Source organism: Cryobacterium tagatosivorans (genome assembly GCF_004402215.1).
In the GTDB taxonomy this organism is placed as follows: Bacteria; Actinomycetota; Actinomycetes; order Actinomycetales; family Microbacteriaceae; genus Cryobacterium; species Cryobacterium tagatosivorans.
Map to the genome: position 1 here is coordinate 22,626 of NZ_SOEZ01000078.1, position 21,952 is coordinate 44,577.

Below are 21,952 nucleotides of genomic sequence, written 5' to 3' on the forward strand. Positions count from 1 at the left end.
GGAGCTGTCCCGGGTGCGGCGAGAAGGCGAGTAAACTCAAAGGTTGGATTTGAAGGGGTGTGTGAGTGGTCGACCAGGAACTGCAGCGGGAACAGGACTACGTTGCGACGCTGTACGCGCGACTGGACGCGCTGCAGCGCGAGGCCGAGCAGCAGCTCACGGCCGTGCGGATGCTCAATGTCGGCGGCAACCACCAGTCGCGTTCCGAGCGCGACACGTTCGCCCGCCTGTACGAAGACCGCATTGTCCAGCTTCGCGAGGTGGACGACCGCCTCGCCTTCGGCCGGCTGGAGACCGCACCGGACGAGGGCGGCGAGCCGGTCTACCGCTACATCGGTCGTGTCGGCCTGCGCGACGAAGACCTGAGCCCCCTGCTCCTCGACTGGCGCGTGCCGCAGGCGAGCGCGTTCTACCAGGCCACCGCCGCGACGCCGCTCGGGGCGCGGGCCCGCCGCCACCTGCTGTCCAAGGGGCGCCGGATCATCCGGATCGAAGACGAGATCCTCGACGTTGAACTCCTGGACGGCGATGCGGCTTCGCACCACCAGGGCGAGGGAGCCCTGCTCGCCGCCCTGACCGCGCAGCGCACCGGCCACATGTCCGACATCGTCTCCACCATCCAGGCCGAGCAGGACCGCATCATCCGCTCGGACCTCAAGGGCGTCCTCGTCGTGCAGGGCGGGCCCGGCACCGGCAAGACCGCCGTGGCCCTGCACCGCGCGGCCTACCTGCTCTACACCCACCGCGACCGGCTGAAGAACTCCGGTGTGCTGATCATCGGCCCGTCCCCGTCCTTCCTGCAGTACATCGAGGCCGTGCTCCCGTCGCTGGGCGAGACCGGCGTCGTGCTCGCGTCGGTCGGCCAGCTCTATCCCGGCGTCGAGGCGACCCGCGAGGATGCCCCGGCCGTCGCCGCGCTCAAGGGCCAGACCTTCATGGCTGATCTCATCGCACGCGCGGTGAGGTCCCGCCAGCGTGTGCCCGCCGCCCCGCAGCAGCTGATTGTCAACGGCGACCGGCTCACCCTGCAGCCCCAGCTGGTCGAGAACGCCATCCACCGCGCCCGGGTGGGCGGCAAGTCCCACAACGAAGCACGCGTCACGTTCGTCAAGAGCGCGCTGAACGCCCTCTCGCGCGAGTGGCTCGCGCAGCTGCAGGCCCAGGGCCGGTCGATGGACGACACCGACCTGCCCATGCTGCGCGAGGACCTTCGCCTGGCCGACGACGTGCGGGTGGCCCTGAACACTGCCTGGCTGCCCCTCACGCCCGAAAAGCTGCTGCAGGACCTGTACGCCCGCCCGCAGTGGCTCACCCAGCTGACCCCGCGCTGGAAGCCCGAGCAGCGGGCCCTCCTTCTGCGCCCCCGCGACGCCGAGTTCACGATCGCCGACATCCCCCTGCTCGACGAGGCGGCCGAGTACCTCGGCGAGTACAACGTCGTCGACGCGGCCCTGAAGCGCGCACAGAAGGAACAGCGGAAGCGCGACATCGAGAACGCCGAACTGGCCATCTCGAACATGGAGGTGAAGGGGCTCGTCAACGCGAAGGCCCTCGCCGACAACTTCGCCGAACTGGGCGACCGGGCGACCACTTCGGAACGCGCCGCCGTCGACCGCAGCTGGACCTACGGCCATGTCGTCATCGACGAGGCCCAGGAGCTCTCACCGATGCAGTGGCGGCTGGTCTTGCGCCGCGGTCCGCTCCGGTCGTTCACGATCGTCGGCGACATCGCCCAGGCGGCGTCGGCGGCGTCGGCGGCCAGCTGGAAGGACGCGCTCAAACCCATCCTCGAGTCGTCGCTCGAGGCCGATCGGTGGCGCCTCGAAGAGCTGACCGTGAACTATCGGACCCCCAGTCAGATCGCCAGGGTCGCCGAGACCGTGGCTCTGGCGCACGACCTGCCGATCACGCAGTCACGCGCGGTGCGAGCGAGCGAATGGCCGGTGGAGACGGTGACGGATGTCGCCGCGGCCATCCGTCGCGACCGCGCCCTCGAGGCCGGCGGGACCCTCGCCGTGATCGTCGTCGACGACGCCATCGACGCCCTGCACGCCACGCTGGCCGCCGAATTCGACGGCCTGGTCGGTCGCGGTCCGGCCGGCCTCACACGCGACATCGCGCTGCTCACCCCGCAGGACGCCAAGGGTCTCGAGTTCGATGCGGTGATCGTGGTCGATCCGACGGCCATCGTCGCGGCGTCCGAGCGCGGGGCCGGCGCCCTGTACGTGGCGATGACCCGGTCGACGCAGCGCCTGTACCTGGTCTCCGACGGGCCGCTGCCGGCCGGGTTCGAACCGGCCCGGTTCGAGTAGGTCCGGTTCGACTGGTTGCCGACCGGGCGACAGAATGGGCCCATGTCCACTTCCCCCGGCACCGTCGCCTTTCGCCATGCTCGTGACCAGTTGATCGCCCTGCGCGAGGATGGCGCCCGCGCCGCGGCATCGTGGCGCTGGCCGGATGTCGGTGACTCATTCAACTGGGCCAGGGACTGGTTCGACGTGGTCGCCGAGGCCAATGAGAAGACCGCGCTCTGGATCGTGGAGGAGGACGGCAGCGAGCGCAAGTACAGCTTCGCCGAGCTGCGACGCCGCTCGAACCAGGTCGCGAACTGGCTGCGCGAGCGTGGCGTGGGCCGAGGGGACCCGGTGATGTTGATGCTCGGCAACCAGGTCGAGCTGTGGGTGTCGATGCTCGCCGTGATGAAGCTCGGTGCCGTCATCCTGCCCACCTCGGCCGTGCTCGTCCCGCACGAACTCGCCGACCGCGTCGAGAGGGCGCAGGTGCGCCAGGTGATCGCGAACACCGAGGACGCCCACAAGTTCGACACCGTGCCGGGCGACTACCTGAGGATCAGCGTGGGAGCACGGGTCGACGGCTGGCTGCCGTTCGCGGACGCGTCCGACTCCTCGGCGGCCGACGTGGAGGCATCGGTGTCCACGGATGACCCGTCCCTGGTCTATTTCACGTCGGGCACGACGAGCAGGCCCAAGATCGTCGTGCACACCTACCGCGCCTACCCGGTCGGCCACCTGACCACCATGTACTGGATCGGCGTTCGGCCGGGGGACGTGCACCTGGCCATCAGTTCACCGGGCTGGGGCAAGCACGCCTGGAGCAGCTTCTTCGCCCCGTGGATCGCCGAGGCGACCGTCTTCGTCTACAACTACGTGCGGTTCGACCCCGAGGCTCTGATGAAGCAGCTTGACCGGGCTGCGGTGACCTCCTTCTGCGCCCCGCCGACGGTGTGGCGCATGCTCATCCAGCACGACATCGAGAGGCGGCCGGGGGCGCTGCGGGAGATTCTCTCGGCCGGCGAACCGCTGAACCCCGAGGTCATCGCGCGGATCAAGCAGTGGTGGGGACTCGAGATCCGCGACGGCTACGGCCAGACCGAGACGACGGCGCTGATCGGGAACGCCCCGGGGGCGGCGGTGGTGCCCGGAGCGATGGGTCGACCGCTGCCCGGCGTCGAGATCGCCCTCATCGACCCGATCACCGGGGCCCCGGCGAGCGAGGGGGAGATCTGCCTCGATCTCGCCGCGGTTCCCCTCAACCTGATGGCCGGCTACCTCGGCAGCCCCGAGGCGACCGCGGAGTCGATGCGCGGCGGATACTTCCACACCGGGGACGTCGCCGTGCGGGACGACGACGGCTGCATCACCTTCGTCGGACGCACCGACGACATCTTCAAGTCGTCCGACTTCAAGGTGTCGCCGTTCGAGGTCGAAAGCATCCTGATCGAGCACCCGGCCGTTCATGAGGCCGCCGTCGTCGGCGCTCCCGATGAGACGCGGCTGAACGTCACGAAGGCATACGTCGCGCTGGCCGCTGGCTGGGCGCCCAGCCAGGAGACCGCATTCGCCCTGCTCAGCCACGCCCGCGCCTCGCTCCCGCCGTACATGCGGGTACGGCGGATCGAATTCTTCGAGCTGCCGAAGACCGCGTCTGGCAAAATCCGGCGGGTCGAACTGCGTCAGCGCGAGGTCGAGGCGGCGACGTCGGGCATCCGGATCGCCGTCGAATGGCGCGAGGAGGACTTCCCGGGCCTCAAGCGCGGCTGAGATCAGCGCAGCGGATCGAACGCGCGGATCTCGGCCGGCACGGTCCCGGTGACGATCTGCCGGGCCAGCAGCTTGCCCGACGCCGGGCCCAGCACCATGCCCCACATCCCGTGCCCGCCGTTCACGAAGATCCCCGGCGTGCGTGTCGCGCCCAGCACAGGCAGGCCGTCGGGAGTCATCGGGCGGGACCCGACCCAGACATCCTGAAGGTCGTCCAGGTCCACGCCGGACAGCAGCGGCCGGACGGAGGCCACGATCGCGTCGACGCGGCGGCGCTGCAGCGGCTCGTCCGGGCGGCGGAACTCCATCGTGCCGGCGACACGCAGGCGTCCCCGGTAGGGCGTGCAGGCCACCCGGCTTGCCGGGAAGTAGATCGGGGAATCGGCCGGGCGGTCCGTGGCCACGCTGAACGAATAGCCGCGTCCGGCCTGGACCATGGTGCGCACGCCGAGCCCGCGAGACAGCTCGGGCAGCCAGGCTCCCGCCGCCAGGACGGCCACGTCGGCCCGGATCCGCTCCTGACCGGCAATCTCCACGACCACACCGGCGGACTCCTTGTGCACGGACGTGACCCGCGCGCCCGACACGATCCTGCCGCCGCGGGCACGAACCAAATCGGCCAGAGACTCCACGTACGGCCCCGGTTCGATGAAGCGCTGTCCCTCGACGGTGTAGACGGTCGACAGCCTGTCGGAGAGCTGCGGGATCGTGCGGGGGTCCGCGAGCCGGTTCACCGGCACGACCTGGCCCGCCTTCTCGACCAGTCGCAGTTCGTGCAGGAAGTGGTGACTCTCCTTCTCGCCCTCGAAGGCGACGACGAAGGAACCCTCGCGGGTCGGCGCGGTCACCCCGTTGCTGCCGAGCTCGTCGAACGCGGCCAGCGCCATCTTGTCGATGGGGGTCAGGGCGGCCATGGAGCCGGCCCACGCCTTGTTGGTGGCCCGCAGGCCGAATCGGGCCAGGAACGCCCACAGCCGAGGGTCGAAGCGCGCCGGAATGAGCAGCGGAGCCGAGGGATCCATCAGGGCCTTGGGGCCGTAGGTCAACAGGCTCGGATCGGCCAGCGGCATGGCCATGCCGGGGGTGAGCCAGCCCGCGTTGCCCCAGGACGAGCCCGCGGCGACTCCCTCCCGGTCGAGCACCGTCACCTCGACGCCGTGATACTGCAGGTGCCACGCCGTGGCCAGGCCGGTCATGCCGGCGCCCACGATCACTGCGGTGCGCGGTTTGGTGATGCCTGTTGACACGTGGAGCTCCCTTGGCCGTTCGGTGAATAGTGCTGGCGTTCGTGTTCGCGCAAGGCGCAATCGTTCCCGGGAATGCCCGGACGCGATTCCCCGTCCCCAGGGAACCGTGATCAGGTGGCGCTTGCGTCCACGGCGGGCGGAGCAAGGGGCCTGGAGTGGCGCGAAATCAGCGGCAGCGGTTTCCAGTCCTGCTGCCGGGCGGTGATGTCCAGCCGCTGGATGAGGCTGGGCTGGGTCTCCGTCATCTCGATGGCGCACTCGAGATAACCCGAGCGGCCCGGGATCGTCCACGCGACCTGCGCCGCCGACACCGACCAGGCCAGGCGCTCCGCGAGCGGCGGCACAGCGGCCTCGAGGCCACCGACGGCGGCGACGGCTGCCTGCAACCGGGAGAAGCGCACGTCCTCGGGCACATCGCTCAGCAGGTTGCCGCTGAAGAGGCGCTCCGCGTCGACCACGTTGCCCGAACCTCGGATCGCGGTCTCGAGTTCCTCGGCCGCGGAGAATGTCGCCGGCCACAGCGGGATCGTCTTCGCGGGTACGGCCCGGTCCTCGAGCACGATACGCAGCAGCCTGGCCGACCAGATCGCGATGTCGTCGAGACTGTTCGTGTTGCCGAAGAGGGCAACGCCGAGGCCCGAGGACAGGTGCCACCGCATGTGGGTTGAGAAGCCGGGCAGGCCGCCCGAGTGCTGGGCAAAGGAGCCGAACCGCTCGTCGTGTTCGACGATGAGTGCGAGACCGTAGCCGACATTCTCGATCTCCGGAATCAGCGTCCGGTCGAGGTCGTGCTTCGGCGTGAAGATGCGTTGCATCAGTCGGCGTGACGCCCGGGACAGGATGGCGTCATCCGTGTTGGCGGGGTCGAAGGCGCTCGAGAGCCAGCCGCTCCAGCGCGCGATATCCGGCAGCGTGCTGAACAGGCTGCCGGCGGCACCCATGGCGCCCGTCTCGGTGAACGGCCGCCGGAACCAGGATTCGCCGCCATCGAAGGATTCGAAGCCATAGGCGATTCCGCCGCCCCCTTCGCCGGCGTCGTCGTAGTCGCCCAGGTCGAAGCGGCTGCGCGTCAGCCCGAGCGGTTCGAGCAGCGTGGCGGTGGCGAACTTGTCAAAGGGCATCCCGGAGACTGCTTCGACCACCAGCCCGAGCACCGCGAAGCCGATGTTCGCGTACTGGTATCCGCTGTCGGGGAAGTCCGAGAAGTTGAGTCCGGCCGCGAGCGTCTCACGCAGGCCCTCGCGCGTGATCGACAGGTTGAAGTCGGCCCACCCGTTGTCCTCCGGCAGGCCGGACGAATTGGTCATCAGCATCCGCAGGGTGATCGGGACCCTGGCACCGCTGTCGTCGACGAAGTCGGGGAATTCCGGCACAGTGGCGGAGACCGGGTCTTCAAGCGAGAGCAGCCCGCGGTCGCGGAGGATCAGCACTGTGGCGATCAGGAAGCTCTTGGTCATCGAGCAGATGCGATAGATCGTGTCGACCTCAGGGCGGCGCCCGTCGCGCTGGAAATCGCCGAGGCCGTGGTGGAAGAGGATTCCCGAACGGTCGTAGATCGCGTAGTTCAGGGACGGGGCCACGACCCCCTGGTCGTCGAACCAGTGGGTGAGCCGGTCGATCACATCAGCGGACAACTCAATCTGCGCAGTCATGGACATGCCCTCTCTCCGGCTTTTGCCAACCAAATGGCTTACTGTCCACGGTACGGATGCGCGCGGCGATGGCTCTAGTCCGGACGGGCAATGTGCGACCCGATCTCCTGTGCGATTCTCCAAGCGAGGGGGAGTCCTCAGTCGCCGCGCGCGGCGAGCTCGGCCTCCAACCGCTCGACGTCGTCCCGGCGACACAGCTCGGTGCCCGGCGTCATCGTGGTGGCCGTTCCGGCGGCGACGGCGGCGCGGAAGGCCTCCTCGGGGTCACGGCCCTGCGCGACCCGCAGCACGAAAGCGCCGACGAAGCTGTCCCCGGCCCCTACCGTGCTTCGCACATGCACACGCGGCACGGGGAGGCGGATGATCCCGGTCCGGGAGGCGAGCACGGCTCCCGCCGCGCCCAGCGAGAGGGCGACGAATTCGGCCGCTCCCTGGGCGACGAGGGCGGATGCCGCAGCGACCTGGCTCTGCTCGGTGTCGAGCTCCGCGCCGACATGCTCCGCCAGCTCCCGCCGGCTCGGTTTGACCAGGAAGACCCCCTCAGCGAGCGCTTCGGCGAGGGCCGGTCCGGAGGCATCCACCAGGCAGCGCGCATCGCGGGCGCGCGTCAGGCGGGCGACTCGCGCGTAGAAGTCAGACGGAACCCCCGGCGGCAGGCTGCCGCTGGCGACCACGTAGCCACCGACCGGGATGGACTGCTCGACGGCGGCCAGGCAGGCGCGCCACTCGGCCTCGCTCAGCTCGGGGCCCTGCAGCACGAACCGGTACTGCTTCTCCGTCGACGTCTCATCGACGGTGAAGCTCTCGCGTGTGCTCCCGGCGATCGGCACCGCCACGGCCGGCAGGCGTTCGGCTTCGATCAGCTGTCGATACGCGTCCCCGGAGGGACCGCCGACGGCATAGACAGCGAGGGCCTGCCCGCCGAGTCGCTGCACCACGCGTGCCACGTTGACCCCGCCGCCGCCCGGGCCCCGGCGGGTCGGTCCGCAGCGCAGCTTCCGATCCGTGGTCACCCGGTCGATTGAGCTGCTGATGTCGAGGGCCGGATTCACCGTGACCGTGAGAATCGGCCTCATCGAGGTCGGCCTGGATGCGTCCATGGCCCCCAGACTAGGAGCTTTCCGGTCTGGCGAATACGCCCCGGAAGGCCCGTCGGGCGCGCGAGGAAACCTCACCTTGCGTGATCGTGCCGCAGGCGTCAAGCCCCTTGATGGCCCAATCGGCATCTTGTGTACTTGAATTCACCAACAAACCGGAGGCGTCATGAACAACGCAGTTGCAGACAACGGATCCTCGCTTGAAATCCTCGAGCTCTCTTCCACCGAGTGGCGAGTGAGCACTCATGGTGTCGCACAGGGGAATCCACTGGCGATTCTCGGATTCATCCGACAGGTTGGCGCCTTCTTCGAGGTGATGAGCCTGGACCGCTGGCGAGAACGGACCTACTTCTCCTCGTTCGCCCGCGCGGCAGAGACCCTTGCCGTCGGCGCTCGCAACCCGGTCATGGTCTAGCCCGCATCGCATCCGCGAAGTCGCTCCCGAGAAGGCTCGGGAGCGATTTCTCGTGCCCAGTGCGGGTGGGCCAATTCACAGGATCTTCGGGGAATGAAACGCCGGCCTCCACGTTAACTTGAGTCAAGGCAACTCAAGTTTCAAGTCCCAGGAGGTCAGATGCCCATATTCTTCGGTCCGGCAGGTTCCGGCGAGGGTTCGTTCGACGAATTCCTCGCCCGCTACCTCCAGGGTCAGCGCGCGGCCCAGTCCGGGCGCCCGATCGACATCACCCGGCTGCTCAGCCGCCGCACGCACGAGGTGCTCGCCCACGCCGCCCGATTCGCGGTTGAGCTCGGCCATGCCGACGTCGACGCGCTCCACATCCTCAGGGTGATGGCCGAGCAGGCACCTGCCTCCGACGCCATCAGGCACACCGGCACCGACCCCGCCGCTGTCGCGAAGGCAGCGGAGCAGCGACTGCCTGAGAAGTCGGCCCAACTGCTTTCGGCCGCGCCGTCACTCACCCTTTCGGCGCAGCGCGCCCTGCTCGACGCCTACCAGGTCGCACGGGCCTTCGGCTCGACCTACATCGACCCCGAGCACCTGTTCTACGCCTTTGTCGTCAATCAGGATGCGCCCGCCGGGCAACTCCTGGCCGCGGCCGGAGTGACGCCGGAATCGCTGCAGGCGGGCGTGGGGGAGGAGCAGGGGGCTGCGCCTGTCCCGAGCCGGCCGGAATCAGCCGACCCCTCCGGGACGCCCATGCTCGACACCTACGGCACCGATCTGACCGCACTGGCTCGCGAAGGCGGACTGGACCCGGTGATCGGCCGGTCGGACGAGATCGAGCAGACGATCGAGATCCTCTCGCGGCGTACCAAGAACAACCCGGTGCTGATCGGCGAGGCCGGCGTGGGCAAGACTGCCATCGTCGACGGGCTCGCGCAGGCGATCGTCGACGGCAACGTTCCCGAGCAGCTGCGCGGCAAGCGCGTGATCGCGCTCGACCTGCCCGCTCTGGTCGCCGGCACCCGGTACCGTGGCGACTTCGAGGAACGCCTGACCACCCTGATGGACGAGATCAGTGCGCGCACCGACGAGCTCATCGTGTTCATCGACGAGCTGCACACCGTCATCGGCAGCGGCGGCGCCGAGGGCGGAATGGACGCCGGCAACATCCTGAAGCCGCGCCTTGCCAGGGGGGAACTGCACGTCGTAGGTGCGACCACGCTCAAGGAATACCGAAAGGTCGAGAAGGACCCGGCGCTGGAACGCCGCTTCCAGCCGGTGCGGGTGGGGGAGCCGAGCATCGAGGATGCCGTGCGGATCCTCGCCGGGCTGCAGGGGCGGTACGAGGAACACCACGGCGTCGAGTACACGGACGAGGCGCTCCGAGCCGCCGTCGAGATGTCGGCCCGCTACGTGACCGACCGCTTCCTGCCCGACAAGGCCATCGACCTCATCGACCAGGCCGGCGCCCGGCTGCGCCTGAGGCTCGGCGTGAGGCCGGACCTGGCGGCGCTTCGCGCGCAGCTTGCCTCGCTCGAGGGCGCGAAGACCGCGGCGGTCGCGGCGGAGCAGTATGAGGAGGCCTCGCGGCTGCGGGACGAGGTCGAGGCCGTGCAGCAGAAGATCGCCTCGGCGGATTCTCTTCCTGACCCGGCCGCGCCCGCGGTGGTCGACGAGGCGGAGATTGCGGAGATCATCGCCAGGGCCACCGGGATCCCCGCCAGCCGGCTCACCTCCGGCGACCGCGAACGCCTGGGCCGACTCGAAGGCGACCTGCACGAGCGGGTCATCGGGCAGGATGACGCCGTGACGGTGATCGCCAGGGCTGTGCGGCGCAACCGCACCGGCATGGGCGACCAGCGCCGGCCGGTCGGCAGCTTCCTGTTCCTCGGGCCGACGGGTGTCGGCAAGACCGAGCTCGCCAAGGCACTCGCCGAATCGTTGTTCGGCGACGAGCAGGCGATGCTGCGCTTCGATATGAGCGAGTTCGGCGAACGGCACACCGTCAGCAGGCTCGTCGGCGCCCCTCCCGGCTACGTCGGGTACGACGAGGCCGGGCAGCTCACCGAACGCGTGCGGCGGAACCCGTACTCGGTCGTGCTGCTCGATGAGATCGAGAAGGCGCACCCCGACGTGTTCAACCTGCTGCTGCAGGTGCTCGACGACGGGCGCCTGACCGACGGGCAGGGCCGCACCGTCGACTTCCGCAACACGGTCATCATCATGACCTCGAACATCGGCTCTGAGTTCCTGGCAAGCCGTAGCGGCGCGCTGGGCTTCACCGCCGATCACGACGGATCCGGGAACGGCTTCGGGTCCGACAAGGCGCTGCGCGACCGGGTCATGGGCAAGCTCCGCGAGGCCATGCGTCCGGAGTTCCTCAACCGGATCGATGAGGTCGTGCTGTTCCAGAAGCTCGACCGGGCGCAGCTGCGCCGGATCGTGCGGCTGATGCTGGCCCAGACCGAGGCACGCCTGCGGTCCCAGGACATCGGACTCATGGTGAGCGACGAGGCGGTCGACTGGATCGCCGACCGCGGCTACGAACCCGAATACGGGGCGAGGCCGCTGCGCCGGGTGATCCAGCGGGAGCTGGATGATCGGATCGCCGATCTCCTCGTCGATTCCGAGCTGACCGGCGGCGGGCAGGTCACCGTGTCCGTCGACGGCGAAGCACTGAGCATCGACGCCCGCACGGAACGGATGCCCCTGGCGGCGTAGGCCGCGAGGAAAAACGAAAAGCCGGGAACCTGCCTTGAAGGCAAGTTCCCGGCTTTGCGCTGTCCTCGACCGCTTGGGCGGTCGGAGATTCAGCGGGAGAAGAGCCGGGTGAAGAAGTTGCCGGCGGGGGCTGGGTCGTTTTCGTGGCCGCGGCACTTCTGGGCGCTCGGCACGCCTCGCATGACCTGGTCGACATGCTGACCGCAGCCTGCCCACGTCGTCTTCCCACACTTCTTACACGTCACTGCTCGGCACATTGGTGTTCCCTTTCGTCAAGCTGTCTCGGCCGACTATACCCCATGGGGTATCGAGATTGCTGCGGAGGGGAGATCAGCAGCCAGAGTTGGTCTGGGCCTGGTCGAGCTGGAGCACGGCAACGATGTTCTTCACGGTGGCGGAATTCGGATCGTAGCCGACGGGTCGGTAGCAGCTGACGAGCACCAGGCGGTTCGGGATCGCATCCGTCAACTCGTCGTTGTGCTTGTATTCGGCCTTGTCCAGCGTCAGTGTCTTCTGCGTGACGTAACAGAGGGTGCCGTTGGCGGTGTCGATGCCCGCAACGTCACCGGCCTTCATTACCCTGATGCCGTTGAAGACGGCTTCGTCGACCCAGGAGTGCCCGTACAGGTAGACCGTGTTGATCGAGTCCGTTCCCGCGGTCCCACCCTGGATCGTCGTGTCCCACGAGATGGTCGACAGCTCGGGCGGATCGAAGCCCCCGCGGGCGTTGATCATCTGCTGGGAGTACTCCGACACGGCGCCGTCCACTCCGATGACGGGGACGCGGAGGCGCAGGGGAGCCGACGCGGCGATGACGAGGTCGGCGGCGGGGCCGGGCGTTGCCGCGGTGGGCGACGCCGAGGGGGCCGCCGCGAGTGGGGTCCGGCGGACGGGGGCGGGAGTTCCGGCGCCCGTGTCCGCCAGGGTCAAACCAAGCCAGCCGACGGCTACCGCAGAGAGCAGGGCAGCCGTGCCGACGAGCAGGGCTTTTCTAGCGACGGGCGCCAGCCTTGCGGGTTGCGAACGCCGCGGTGAGCAGGCCGCCGGCGAGCAGCATGAGGACGCCCGCGCCGAGGAACATCGTTCCGTCGTCGCCGGTGCCGGCCAGGCCGAAGCCGTCCGTCTTCGAGTCGTGCAGCACGTTTTTCACCGGGGCGGTCGTCCCGGGGGTATTCGCCACGGGCGTCGTGCCGGCGGTGAGGAAGTTGTTCGTCAGCGTCGCGTCGCAGGTGACGCTGGCGCCGCCGCCGTTGGCGGAGTTGTTGCACTGGTTGATCGTGACCGGGAGCAGCGCACTCTGGGTGGACGGGTGCACGGTGCAGATGACACCAGTTGCGCCGCCGCCGCCGATTGCGGAATCGTTGCACTGCGTGATGGTTGCGCCGGAGGTTGCGGCCGGGAACGGGTCGCAGATCAGAGCCGTGCCGCCGCCGGTTGCGGATCCAACACACTGGTCCACCGTTGCGCCGGTCGGCGCCTTGTCCTTATCGGCCGCACCGGTGATGTTGTTCACCACGGTCACTGTGCAGTCCAGGTTGCCGCCGCCGCCGTTCAGGGCGTAGTTGCACTGGCTGACCTTGCTCGTGAGCGTGTTGAAGGACTCGGTCGACGGAGTGCCGCAGGTGGATGCCCCGTTGGCCCCTTCACAGACCGTGGTTGTGACGGTGGAGCTCTCCACCCCGGTGGTCAGGTTCAGCGTGTTCTGCACGGTCACATCGCAGATGAGTTCCAGGCCCGGGGTGTTGTTGACGCTGTCGCACTGGGCGAAGTCCTGCGCGGACGCGCTGTCGGAAGGGGCCAGGGTAAGGCCCACGGCCGCGATCGCTAGCGCCGCGACCAGAACAGTGGCCCTCATCAGCGAGGACTTGAAGAGGGTGCTTGCGGGCACAGGGGTTGACGAAGCTGTGAGCACAGGACTCCTAAGGTAGGCCTCGACGCTAACACGCGGACCGCCCTCGGAGGACCAGGCAGGCCGTCACGCTGGCTATTTGATACCCCTGGGGGTATAGTTGTCCTTACCGTTAGACCACTGAAGGAGAAACCCATGTGCAGTCCCGTCCGTTGTAATGTTTGTGCGAAAATCACCTGGGCCGGATGCGGCGAGCACGTCGCCAGCGTCATGGCTGACGTCCCGCCCGCCCAGCGCTGCACCTGCAACTAAGCAGCAAGGGGATGCTCAGCGCATCCATCCGCGCCCGCGAAAGCGAGGCGCTCCAGCGACTGGCCGCCACCACCGGCGGCCAGTCGCTTTGCTCTGTCTCGAGGGGTGCGCCGGTCCCCGCCGCGAAGTACTACGAGGGCATGGCGGCGGCCCTGGCCGAGGTGCGACGGGCCATCCGTCGCCTGTCCCTCCTTCCGGATGACGACGCCGGCAGCCGGCTGGTCCTCGGCGACATCCGTGCGCGCTGGGCGGCGGAGGCCGGCGCGCCTGGCCGCACCGGCCCCGGCTGGGCCGGCTACCTCGCCGGCGGGCTTGAGGCCCTGGATCAGCTGGCCGCTGACCATGCCGGTGATGCCGAACGCCCGGGTACTGGCGCCGATCCCTCGGACTAGACCCAACGACCGGCTGGACCCACGGACCGGGGATTCAGCCCACGCCAGAAGGGGCGCCCACTGTGGGTGCCCCTTCTGGTCTCGGCGCTCCCGATCGGGAGCGACGCTGTGTCAGCCGCCGAAGGCGACGAGGTGGTGCTCTGAACCGGCCAGCAGGCGCTCGTACACCTTCAGCACGTCGGGAGCGGTGACTCCTTCGGTTGCGGCCGTGAGGTCGGCGATGTCGGTCTTCTCCACGGTTCGCGCGGCCGCCAGGGCGGCGTCGAGACTGGCCGAGCCCTGGGCGAGCAGCGAGTCGTACATCTCCTGTGCGGCTTCAGTGGAGAACTCCCCGGCGTCCAGTCCGACGGTCGGGTCGGTGATGTCGTAGCGGTCAAGCAGGGTGCGTACCGCATCCTGGTGCCTGGCTTCGGCTTGGGCGACTCGGCTGAAGACCGCCTCGTCGTACTTTTCCGCGAAGGCAATGTACAGGTCGTACGCGACCTTCTCCTCCGCAGCCATCTCGGTCAGCACCGTCTTCTGCTCGGCGGTCAGGGTTCCGCTCGCGACCTCGCTCAGCCCATGGTCCTTTTCGGAGCCCCTCTCGGAACTCTTCCCAGAACCCTTTCCGTGGCCCATTTCGGAGCCCTTCCCAGAACCCTTTCCGTGACGCATTTCCGCGCCCTTCTCAGCGCCCTTTTCGTGGCCCCTTTCCGCACCCTTGCCCATCCCCTTGCCCATTGCTTCGTCGGAGGGGGAACTGCTGTGCGAAAGCGACGCGGCGCTGGGCGCGTCGGCGAGGTGGGCGATTGCGGCGAAGCTCGGCGTGACGATGAGGGCGGTAGCCACGACTCCGCCGGCGATGGCCGTGGCAATGATGGTTCTCTTACGCATGGTGTGCTCCTTGGTTTCGAGTGCGTTGATTCCTACACAATGCGTCCCCGGAATGAAGGCCCTCTGGCGAGTGTGTGGAGATTGGATGGAGATCCGCGGCGGTGACGCCCGGGCGCGCGGGGCCGGGAGTTAGGGTTAGGCATGCCTACGGTGCTGGTCGTTGAGGATGAACGCGACATTCGCGAAGTGCTGCGCCGCTACTTGGAACGGGCCGGATTCTCCGTGCTCACGACCGCGTCGGGCAGTGAGGCGCTCCGCTTGCTCCCGTCAGCCGACCTCGTGATCCTCGACCTCGGTCTGCCGGACATCGACGGGACCGACGTCCTCCGGGAGATCCACGCCCTCGGGAATCTCCCGGTCATCGTCCTGACCGCGCGCAGCACGACCGAAGACCGCATCCGCGGCCTCGAACTGGGCGCTGACGACTACGTGACCAAGCCGTTCAGCCCCCACGAAGTGGTCCTGCGGGTGCAGGCCGTTCTCCACCGGTTCAGCGGGCTGCCCGCCGAGGCCGGCCCGGTCACCTACGGACACAAGCGGCTGCGGATCGACGAGAGCGCGCACCGGGCCTGGCTGGACGACGCCGCGCTCGACCTGACGCCTACCGAGTGGGCGCTCCTGGCCGCCGTGGCTGCTTCGCCGGGGCGGGTGTACTCGCGCTATGAACTGGTGAACCGGGTTCGCGGCTACGAATATGCCGGCTATGAGCGAACGATCGATTCACACATCAAGAACCTCCGACGGAAACTCGGCGCCTCGGGGGCTGACGTGGTGGAGACGGTGCTCGGGGTCGGCTACCGCCTGGGGCTGCGCCGGGACGACGAGCTGTGAGAGCCCTCCGTTTCGGGTTGGGCCCGCTGGGGCGGCGCCTCCTGCTCGCCTTCCTCCTGGTCGCCGGATCCTCGGTGCTCGTCCTCACCGGGGCCGCGCTGATCGGTGTCGATCGCGGGGTCCAGGTCGCGCAGCAGGCCGACCGGGAGCGGATCGCGGAGTCCGCTGCCGCTGCCGCCGCCGACGCCTATCGGCAGGCGGACGACTGGGGACAGGCCGACCTGGGCCGGGCCATTGCGATTGCGGACGCCGCGTCCGCCCGGCTGGCCGTCCTGGACGCCGACGGGACAACGGTCGAGGCCACTGGAACCTCAGGCGGGCCTGGAACAGGATCGGGCAAGGGCCAGGGCGTTGTCACCGCGCCGATCATCCTCGACGCGGTGCAGGTCGGAACGATTCGGATGAACTTCGGCGGAACCGCCGGAACCAGGGTCCTCGACATCGCCTGGACCTGGATCGCCGTCGCCGCGGTGGTCGCGCTCCTCGTGGCGCTCGGCGCGAGCTGGCTGGTCACGCGCCTGCTCGTCCGTCCGATCCGGGCGATGACGGATGCCGCACGCTCGTTCACGGCCGGCGACCGGGAGGCGCGCGCCACCCTTGCGGCCCCGGGGGAGCTCGGTGAGCTGGCCGTCGCCTTCAATGCGATGGCGGACGACGTCGTCCGGTCCGATCGCGATCGCCGCAATCTGACGGCCGACGTGGCCCACGAGCTCCGCACCCCGCTCGCGGCGCTCCAGGCCGGGCTGGAGGAATTGCGTGACGGACTGGTGCTCCCGACGCTGCAAGGCCTGGCCGGCCTGCACGACCAATCCCTTCGACTCGGACGCGTGGTGACGGACCTCGCCGAGCTCTCAGCGGCCGAAACGGCCGGTCCGTCGTTGCGCCTGTCCCGGGTCGATCTCGTGCAGGTCGCCCGGGATGCCCTGGCGCTGCAAGAACCCCAGCTGCGGGCGGCCGGGCTGAACGTGCTCGTCGACCTCAGCGGTCCGGCCTTCGTGCTGGCCGACGCCGACCGCTTACACCAGGCGATCGGCAACCTGCTGGCGAACGCGGCGCGATATTGTCGACCGGGTGATCGTGTGACGCTGGCGGTGGCCCGTGACGAGCGGCAGACGGTTCTCCGGGTTGCCGACAGCGGTCCAGGCATCCCGGAGGACGAGCTCCCGCACATCTTCGACCGGCTCTGGCGGGGCCGGGCGGCAGGGGAGGTCGCCGGCTCGGGCATCGGCCTGGCCCTCGTTCGCGAAATCGTGACCAGCCACGGTGGCAGCGTAGAGGCGGAATCCGCCCCCGGCGAGGGCGCGACGATCATCATCCGTTTGCCCGTGGCGTCGGCCCCTGCGGTCGAAAGCTAGTCGGCCCTGGGCCTCACGATCAGCACCGAGCACGGCGCATGGTGTGCGACCTGGGATGACACCGACCCGAGCCTGAGGCCGGCGAACGCGCCGTGTCCGCGTGAGCCCACGACCACGAGGTCCGCGTCCCCGGCCGCGTGCAGCAGCGCGGTCGCCGGAGAATTCTCCACAACCCGCCCGGTGACCGGCACACCGGCGTCGGTGGCGGCCGAGAGCGCAGCGGCCTGAACCCGTTCGGCGGCCAGGCGGAACGAGTCGTCGATGACTCCGTCCCCGACTTCCGAGGCCAGCGGCGGGTAGAACCAGGCGGTGATGACGTGAATGCGGCCCCGCCGCAGCCGCGCCTCGGTGATTGCCCAGTCGAGGGCGGCCAGCGACTGCCCCGAGCCGTCCACCCCGACCACGATCGCAAACGAGTCACTGCCGGTCATCGCCCCGCCCTTTCCCGAAACCGCGGCCGGTTGCCCGCTGCTGCCTCATCCTCCGGTGGTTCGATCCATCGGTCAAGTCTCCGCGGCGGGCCGGGCGGCGGGCACTCCGTCGCCGAAGGTGGCCGTCACGGCATATCGGTCGCCGAGGATGTGGCTGCAGCGCAGTTCGATCGCGGTTCCCTGGTGGTAGCCGATCCTCTGGATGCGAAACAGCGGGGCGCCGACGGCGCAGCCGAGGCGTTCGGCGTCAGCCGCCGTGGCGGTGTCCGCGCGGAGCTCTTCCTGGCCGCCGTCCAGGGTGATGCCACACCGTTCCCGCAATTCCTTGTACAGCGCGGTGTCGGCGAAGTCGACCTCGAGCAGGGGAGCGACCCGCCGGGCGGGGAGCCACACGTTGTCGACCGCGAGAGGCTCCTCGTCGGCGAGTCGCAAACGCGACAAGAAGAGCAGCTTCTCGGTTGGCGGCAGGGACAGGAGCGTGGCGGTGGCCGGATCGGTGACGACGCGGCGCGCGAGCACAATGCTCCGCTGGGTCATTCCGGATGCCTGCACCGACGCGAACAGGCTGGAGACGGGTCCGAAGGCGCTCCCGTGCCCACCCATCACCACCCGAGGCTTCCTGCCGCGCTGGGCGGTGACCGACCCTGTCTCCCGCAGGGGCCGGAGGGCGTTCCGGATCGTGCCGCGACTGACGCCGTAGGTCTCGGCGAGCTCGTATTCGCCGGGGAAACCGTCGCCGTACTCTCCTTCGGCAACGCGAGCCGCGAGATCGGCGCTGATCCTCTGCCAGAGCGGCCGCCGCCGGCCGCCGTCGCGCGGGCCGTCCTCGGGGAGGAGCATGGCTGCCGCCTCACGCTGTCCTGGCACGGTTGTCCTTTCCCGTGAAATGTATATACATTGTAATTGTCCCGTCGAATAACCGGAAGGCGCAAGCCATGGAGTCTGAGCAGCCTGATCAACCACAGCGCACGTCGTCAGGCAGGTCCCGGCGCCGCGGTCTGATCTACCTCATCCTCGCAGTTGTCGGGTTGGCGGTCGTGGTCGGAGTCGGCTTTGCGGCGCAGTCCGGCACGGCGGAGACGGGTCCGGCCGCGAGGGACGCGAGTGGGCAGGGCTCGGACGAACCGCTGATCGACATGTCGCGTCGGATCGAGGGTGATCCGACCGCGCTCGGGGCCACCGACGCACCCGTCGTCATAGTGGAGTATTCGGACTATCGCTGCCCCTTCTGCGCCGTGTTCGCGCGCGACACCATGCCGCTTCTCGTCGACGAGTACGTGACGTCGGGGCAGGTGCGCTTCGAATGGCGCGATCTCACCGTGTTCGGGCAGCAATCCATCGACGCGGCCGTTGCCGGCCGGGCGGCCGGCAACCAGGGTCTCTTCTGGGAGTACACCGACGCCATCTTCAAGGACGCCCCGGAGAGGGCCCATATCGACCTTCCGCGCGAGCGCCTGCTCCAAATCGGCCGGGACGTCGGCGTTCCCGACATGGCTCGCTTCGAGAGCGACCTGGGCGACCCCGCACTCCTGAAGCTCGTCACCGATGACACCGCCGAGGCGCAGTCGATCGGCGCGACCGGCACGCCCCTTTTCCTCGTCAACGACACACCCATCACCGGCGCACAACCCCTGGAAGCCTTCCGCCAGGCCATAGACCGCGAACTCGAGGAAGCGGCCAGGTAGTGGATATCGGCTACGCGGGGGCCCTGGTCGGCGGTGTCCTGACCCTGCTCAGTCCGTGCTCGGTCATGCTCCTTCCCGCGTTCTTCGCCTACGCATTTTCAACACCCGCAAAACTCCTGGGCCGCACGGGCCTGTTCTACCTCGGGCTGATCACCACACTCGTGCCGATCGGCGTCCTGGCCGGGACGCTCGGTGCTTTCCTGTTCCAGCACCGCTCCGAGATGGTGGTGGTCGCTGCCTCCCTGATCATCGGACTGGGCATCATCCAGGTCATCGGCATCAGGATTCCTGCGTTCACCCGAGGTGCAACGGCAGAGGGGACGTCATCCGCCTCCGTCTTCCTGCTCGGAGCGGTCTACGGTGTCGCCGGGGTGTGTGCCGGCCCCATCCTCGGGTCGGTCCTCACTGTCGCCGCCGTGGGCGGAAATGCCGCGTATGGGGGGATCCTGCTGGCCGTCTACGGGCTCGGCATGACCGTCCCCCTGTTCCTGCTCGCGCTCGTCTGGGACCGCCTGAAGATCACCGAGCGCGGCTGGTTGAGGCCGCGCATGCTCCAGGTCGGACGATGGCAGAACTCGTGGTTGCTGATCGTGTCGGGTCTGCTGTCCATCGGGATTGGACTGCTGCTGCTGCTCACCGACGGCACGGCGAGCCTCGGCGGCTTCCTGACCATCGGCGATCAGTTCGTCGCCGAATCCTTCGTCCTGACCGCGTCATCGGGGATGTCCAACCTGCTCTTCGGCTTGGCGGCGATCGCCCTTCTGGTCATCGTCGCCGGGATCTACTACCTGCGCACCCGTGCGCGCCCTGGGCAGGACCGTCGATGAACGACAAGGGAATTCTCCTGCACGTCAGCGGCGCGGACGCGGCGGGTGTCGAGGCCGGGATCCGGGCCGCGCAGAACGCCGGAGCCTGCCTGCCGAACGTGCGGATTGACCTCGTGGTCCAAGGCCCGTGCGTCGCCTTCCTGCGGGCCGGATCGGTCCTCGAAGCAGAACTGGCGGCCCTCCCCGAGCAGGCCGGGCAGGGGCGGCACGTGCATGTGCTGGCCTGCGGCAACAGCATGAGGTCGGCGGGGATGGAAGCCGATGATCTGTGCCGGGATGTTTCGATGGTCCCGGCTGCCGTCGCTCATCTGGCCGTGCGGCAGTTCGACGGCTGGGCCTACGTTCGCGTCTGAGTGCGCGCCGGCGGGTGCCGTGAGTAGGCTGCAAGAAATGTCGGTGCCCGCTGGGGTCCGGATGTCGGTGGGCGTGAAGTGACGAAGCCGCCCTGAGCAAGGAGCAGGATGAGCCTGGAGAACGTGAGAAACCCGGGCGAGAGCGCCCACGAGCTGCCGGCGTGGAAATCGGTCCTGGTGGTTGTGGCGCACCCCGACGACGAATCCTTCGGCCTGGGCGCCGTTCTGGCCGCGTTCACCCGCGCGGGGGCCAGGGTCGAGGTGCTCTGCCTCACCCAGGGCGAGGCATCCACCCTGCGGGGTGTCCCGGACGACCTGTCCGCCGTGCGCGCCGAGGAACTCGACGCGGCGGCCGCGGCGCTCGGCGTCGCCCGAACGACTCTCTTCCAGTATCCGGATGGCGCCCTGGGCGAGGTCGCCCGCACCGAGCTGGCGGCGGACGTGGTCGGTGCCGCCGAAGGCGCCAACGCCGACGGGGTCCTGGTCTTCGATTCGAGCGGAGTCACCGGGCACCCTGACCACGCGGCGGCAACGGCGGCGGCACTGGCGGCGGCGGAGATCCTGGACCTGCCGGTCCTGGGCTGGACCCTGCCGGCCGCCCTGGCGGAGCGACTGAATGAGGAGCTCGGCGCCGCCTTCGTCGGCCACGGCGACGCGGAGATCGACCTCCGGGTCGGCGTCGACCGCCAACGACAGCAGGTGGCCATCCGGGCTCATGCAAGCCAGGCGGTGCCCGGCAGCGTTCTCTGGCGCCGGCTGGAACTCCTGGGTGACGTGGAGAGCCTGCGCTGGCTGCATCGTGCTCGGGGCGCGGCCCCGGTCGCCGCCCCGGCTGCTTCGGCTGCGCCGGCGCACGCCGCCGCGCGAACACTGCGCGTGGAACACCGCGGCGAGGATAAGTTCGACATCCGCATTCGCGGGCATGTCGTGCGCGTCGATCAACCCCATGAAGACGGCGGGGAAGACACCGCCCCCACGCCGACCGAGCTGTTCGTCGCGAGCCTCGCGTCGTGCGTGGCGTTCTATGCACGCCGCTACCTGGCCCGGCATGACCTTTCGACCGAAGGGCTGGCCGTGGAGACCAGTTTCGAGATGGGGTCGCGGCCCGCACGCGTGTCCGGGATCGAGGTGCGGCTGGTCGTCCCCGACGGTGTGCCCGAGGAGAGACGGGATGCGCTGCTGGCCGTCGCCGGGCACTGCACGGTGCACAACACCCTGATGACCACGCCGCAGGTCACGATCGTGCTCTGCGGCCCCGCGGGCGGCCGGTAGCCGTCGACGGGATCTCGCGTCTCGTGTTCCGGCCGACTTCGGTCGATAATCGGACCACACCGCCAGCGAACATCGAATGAGGAGTCTCGATCATGACCAACACCGTTCTCAATCCCTACCTCAGCTTTCGCGACACTGCCAGGCAGACCGGCGACTTCTACCAGACGGTCTTCGGCGGGGAGTTGACCCGTAGCACCTTCGCCGAGTACCACGCCAGCGAAGACCCGGCCGAGCAGGACAAGATCATGCACTCGCAGCTCAAGACGGACGGCGGCCTGACGCTGATGCTGGCCGACACCCCGAACAGCATGGAGTACACGCCCGGCAACAACTACTCCGTGTCGCTCAGCGGCGACGACGAGACCGAGCTGCGCGGCTACTGGGACAAGCTCGTCGATGGCGGCACGGCCGCCATGCCGCTCGAAAAGGCGCCCTGGGGCGACACCTTCGGTATGTGCACCGACAAGTTCGGCGTGAGCTGGCTGGTCAACATCGCCGGCGCGCCGGCCTAAGAGCGGACCGCCCCGGCCTCAGGACGAGGGGAAGACCCGGGCGCCGCACCGCCAGCATGGGGCGGGAAGTTCGGCC

20 protein-coding genes are annotated in these 21,952 nt (G+C 68.9%); 12 read left to right on the top strand and 8 right to left on the bottom strand.

Translation table 11 applies throughout. The annotated features are described in order from the left end of the window. The first annotated feature begins 65 nt into the window (after nt 1-65). Together E3O23_RS16350 and E3O23_RS16355 are read left to right on the top strand one after the other, a co-directional pair. A complete protein-coding gene (locus tag E3O23_RS16350; RefSeq protein WP_134492878.1) occupies nt 66-2,312 on the top strand; it encodes a HelD family protein in 2,247 nt (748 codons plus the stop codon). A 42-nt stretch (nt 2,313-2,354) separates the two neighbouring features. Continuing rightward, complete coding sequence (locus E3O23_RS16355; protein ID WP_134492880.1) at nt 2,355-4,061, top strand: AMP-binding protein; 1,707 nt, start codon at nt 2,355-2,357, stop codon at nt 4,059-4,061. A gap of 2 nt (nt 4,062-4,063) precedes the next feature. Here the strand turns inward: E3O23_RS16355 and E3O23_RS16360 are convergent, their stop codons facing one another. From E3O23_RS16360 to E3O23_RS16370, 3 genes are all read right to left on the bottom strand, one after another. Further along, nucleotides 4,064-5,308 (bottom strand): NAD(P)/FAD-dependent oxidoreductase, encoded by a 1,245-nt coding sequence (locus E3O23_RS16360; RefSeq protein WP_255453314.1) that lies wholly within the window; start codon nt 5,306-5,308, stop codon nt 4,064-4,066. Between the two features lie 110 nt (nt 5,309-5,418). Continuing rightward, complete coding sequence (locus tag E3O23_RS16365) at nt 5,419-6,960, bottom strand: serine hydrolase domain-containing protein (RefSeq protein WP_166790558.1); 1,542 nt, start codon at nt 6,958-6,960, stop codon at nt 5,419-5,421. Between the two features lie 137 nt (nt 6,961-7,097). Continuing rightward, entirely contained in the window at nt 7,098-8,060 is a 963-nt protein-coding gene (locus E3O23_RS16370) for a 1-phosphofructokinase family hexose kinase (protein ID WP_198415205.1), read from the bottom strand. A 163-nt stretch (nt 8,061-8,223) separates the two neighbouring features. On the opposite strand from E3O23_RS16370, the gene E3O23_RS16375 reads away from it, so the two are divergent. Next, nucleotides 8,224-8,472: a hypothetical protein gene (locus tag E3O23_RS16375; protein ID WP_134492884.1), complete on the top strand. Its 249-nt coding sequence runs from the start codon at nt 8,224-8,226 to the stop codon at nt 8,470-8,472. Between the two features lie 159 nt (nt 8,473-8,631). Next, on the top strand, nt 8,632-11,184 hold the full coding sequence (locus E3O23_RS16380; protein WP_134492886.1) for an ATP-dependent Clp protease ATP-binding subunit: 2,553 nt from the start codon (nt 8,632-8,634) through the stop codon (nt 11,182-11,184). A gap of 330 nt (nt 11,185-11,514) precedes the next feature. Here the strand turns inward: E3O23_RS16380 and E3O23_RS16385 are convergent, their stop codons facing one another. Next, nucleotides 11,515-12,114: a class F sortase gene (locus tag E3O23_RS16385; protein WP_134492888.1), complete on the bottom strand. Its 600-nt coding sequence runs from the start codon at nt 12,112-12,114 to the stop codon at nt 11,515-11,517. A 61-nt stretch (nt 12,115-12,175) separates the two neighbouring features. Then, nucleotides 12,176-13,039 carry a hypothetical protein gene (locus tag E3O23_RS16390; protein ID WP_134492890.1) on the bottom strand — a complete coding sequence of 288 codons (864 nt, stop codon included), beginning with the start codon at nt 13,037-13,039 and terminating at the stop codon, nt 12,176-12,178. 317 nt (nt 13,040-13,356) lie between these two features. Here E3O23_RS16390 and E3O23_RS16395 point away from each other — a divergent pair, with 317 nt between their 5' ends. Next, entirely contained in the window at nt 13,357-13,737 is a 381-nt protein-coding gene (locus tag E3O23_RS16395; protein WP_134492892.1) for a hypothetical protein, read from the top strand. A 111-nt stretch (nt 13,738-13,848) separates the two neighbouring features. Here E3O23_RS16395 and E3O23_RS16400 read toward each other — a convergent pair whose 3' ends face one another. Beyond that, nucleotides 13,849-14,610, bottom strand: a complete 762-nt coding sequence (locus tag E3O23_RS16400) for a DUF2202 domain-containing protein (protein WP_198415206.1) — start codon at nt 14,608-14,610, stop codon at nt 13,849-13,851. Between the two features lie 141 nt (nt 14,611-14,751). Here E3O23_RS16400 and E3O23_RS16405 point away from each other — a divergent pair, with 141 nt between their 5' ends. Both E3O23_RS16405 and E3O23_RS16410 read left to right on the top strand, forming a co-directional pair. After that, nucleotides 14,752-15,441 carry a response regulator transcription factor gene (locus tag E3O23_RS16405; RefSeq protein WP_134492893.1) on the top strand — a complete coding sequence of 230 codons (690 nt, stop codon included), beginning with the start codon at nt 14,752-14,754 and terminating at the stop codon, nt 15,439-15,441. Then, the gene (locus E3O23_RS16410) at nt 15,438-16,796 is read left to right on the top strand and encodes a HAMP domain-containing sensor histidine kinase (RefSeq protein ID WP_134492895.1); all 1,359 of its coding nucleotides are present in this window, start codon (nt 15,438-15,440) and stop codon (nt 16,794-16,796) included. Before E3O23_RS16405 ends, E3O23_RS16410 begins: the two co-directional genes overlap by 4 nt. On the opposite strand, the gene E3O23_RS16415 is transcribed toward E3O23_RS16410, so the two are convergent. Both E3O23_RS16415 and E3O23_RS16420 read right to left on the bottom strand, forming a co-directional pair. After that, nucleotides 16,793-17,227, bottom strand: coding sequence for a universal stress protein (locus tag E3O23_RS16415; protein ID WP_134492897.1), 435 nt, complete (start codon nt 17,225-17,227; stop codon nt 16,793-16,795). The two genes, E3O23_RS16410 and E3O23_RS16415, sit on opposite strands and share 4 nt — an antisense overlap. A 72-nt stretch (nt 17,228-17,299) precedes the next feature. Further along, nucleotides 17,300-18,094: a GntR family transcriptional regulator gene (locus E3O23_RS16420; protein WP_241983517.1), complete on the bottom strand. Its 795-nt coding sequence runs from the start codon at nt 18,092-18,094 to the stop codon at nt 17,300-17,302. 68 nt (nt 18,095-18,162) lie between these two features. On the opposite strand from E3O23_RS16420, the gene E3O23_RS16425 reads away from it, so the two are divergent. The 5 genes from E3O23_RS16425 to E3O23_RS16445 all read left to right on the top strand — a co-directional run bounded on the left by E3O23_RS16425 (nt 18,163) and on the right by E3O23_RS16445 (nt 21,876). Continuing rightward, nucleotides 18,163-18,912, top strand: a complete 750-nt coding sequence (locus E3O23_RS16425; RefSeq protein ID WP_134492899.1) for a DsbA family protein — start codon at nt 18,163-18,165, stop codon at nt 18,910-18,912. Beyond that, on the top strand, nt 18,912-19,739 hold the full coding sequence (locus E3O23_RS16430; protein ID WP_134492901.1) for a cytochrome c biogenesis CcdA family protein: 828 nt from the start codon (nt 18,912-18,914) through the stop codon (nt 19,737-19,739). The genes E3O23_RS16425 and E3O23_RS16430 overlap by 1 nt, the downstream gene beginning before the upstream one ends. Further along, nucleotides 19,736-20,092, top strand: a complete 357-nt coding sequence (locus tag E3O23_RS16435; RefSeq protein ID WP_134492903.1) for a DsrE family protein — start codon at nt 19,736-19,738, stop codon at nt 20,090-20,092. The genes E3O23_RS16430 and E3O23_RS16435 overlap by 4 nt, the downstream gene beginning before the upstream one ends. A gap of 108 nt (nt 20,093-20,200) precedes the next feature. Continuing rightward, a complete protein-coding gene (locus tag E3O23_RS18635) occupies nt 20,201-21,364 on the top strand; it encodes a PIG-L family deacetylase (protein WP_241983518.1) in 1,164 nt (387 codons plus the stop codon). A 92-nt stretch (nt 21,365-21,456) separates the two neighbouring features. After that, nucleotides 21,457-21,876 carry a VOC family protein gene (locus tag E3O23_RS16445; protein WP_134492905.1) on the top strand — a complete coding sequence of 140 codons (420 nt, stop codon included), beginning with the start codon at nt 21,457-21,459 and terminating at the stop codon, nt 21,874-21,876. The last annotated feature ends 76 nt before the right edge of the window (nt 21,877-21,952 follow it).

Excerpts from the sequence above, each read along its gene's own strand:
- E3O23_RS16355 (WP_134492880.1), top strand. The coding sequence starts at position 2,355 with ATGTCCACTTCCCCCGGCACCGTCGCCTTTCGCCATGCTCGTGACCAG.
- E3O23_RS16415 (WP_134492897.1), bottom strand. The coding sequence starts at position 17,227 with ATGACCGGCAGTGACTCGTTTGCGATCGTGGTCGGGGTGGACGGCTCG.
- E3O23_RS16405 (WP_134492893.1), top strand. The coding sequence starts at position 14,752 with ATGCCTACGGTGCTGGTCGTTGAGGATGAACGCGACATTCGCGAAGTG.
- E3O23_RS16395 (WP_134492892.1), top strand. The coding sequence starts at position 13,357 with ATGCTCAGCGCATCCATCCGCGCCCGCGAAAGCGAGGCGCTCCAGCGA.
- E3O23_RS16365 (WP_166790558.1), bottom strand. The coding sequence starts at position 6,960 with ATGACTGCGCAGATTGAGTTGTCCGCTGATGTGATCGACCGGCTCACC.
- E3O23_RS16425 (WP_134492899.1), top strand. The coding sequence starts at position 18,163 with ATGGAGTCTGAGCAGCCTGATCAACCACAGCGCACGTCGTCAGGCAGG.
- E3O23_RS16435 (WP_134492903.1), top strand. The coding sequence starts at position 19,736 with ATGAACGACAAGGGAATTCTCCTGCACGTCAGCGGCGCGGACGCGGCG.
- E3O23_RS16370 (WP_198415205.1), bottom strand. The coding sequence starts at position 8,060 with ATGGACGCATCCAGGCCGACCTCGATGAGGCCGATTCTCACGGTCACG.
- E3O23_RS16375 (WP_134492884.1), top strand. The coding sequence starts at position 8,224 with ATGAACAACGCAGTTGCAGACAACGGATCCTCGCTTGAAATCCTCGAG.
- E3O23_RS16400 (WP_198415206.1), bottom strand. The coding sequence starts at position 14,610 with ATGCGTAAGAGAACCATCATTGCCACGGCCATCGCCGGCGGAGTCGTG.
- E3O23_RS16390 (WP_134492890.1), bottom strand. The coding sequence starts at position 13,039 with ATGAGGGCCACTGTTCTGGTCGCGGCGCTAGCGATCGCGGCCGTGGGC.
- E3O23_RS16380 (WP_134492886.1), top strand. The coding sequence starts at position 8,632 with ATGCCCATATTCTTCGGTCCGGCAGGTTCCGGCGAGGGTTCGTTCGAC.
- E3O23_RS18635 (WP_241983518.1), top strand. The coding sequence starts at position 20,201 with ATGAGCCTGGAGAACGTGAGAAACCCGGGCGAGAGCGCCCACGAGCTG.
- E3O23_RS16445 (WP_134492905.1), top strand. The coding sequence starts at position 21,457 with ATGACCAACACCGTTCTCAATCCCTACCTCAGCTTTCGCGACACTGCC.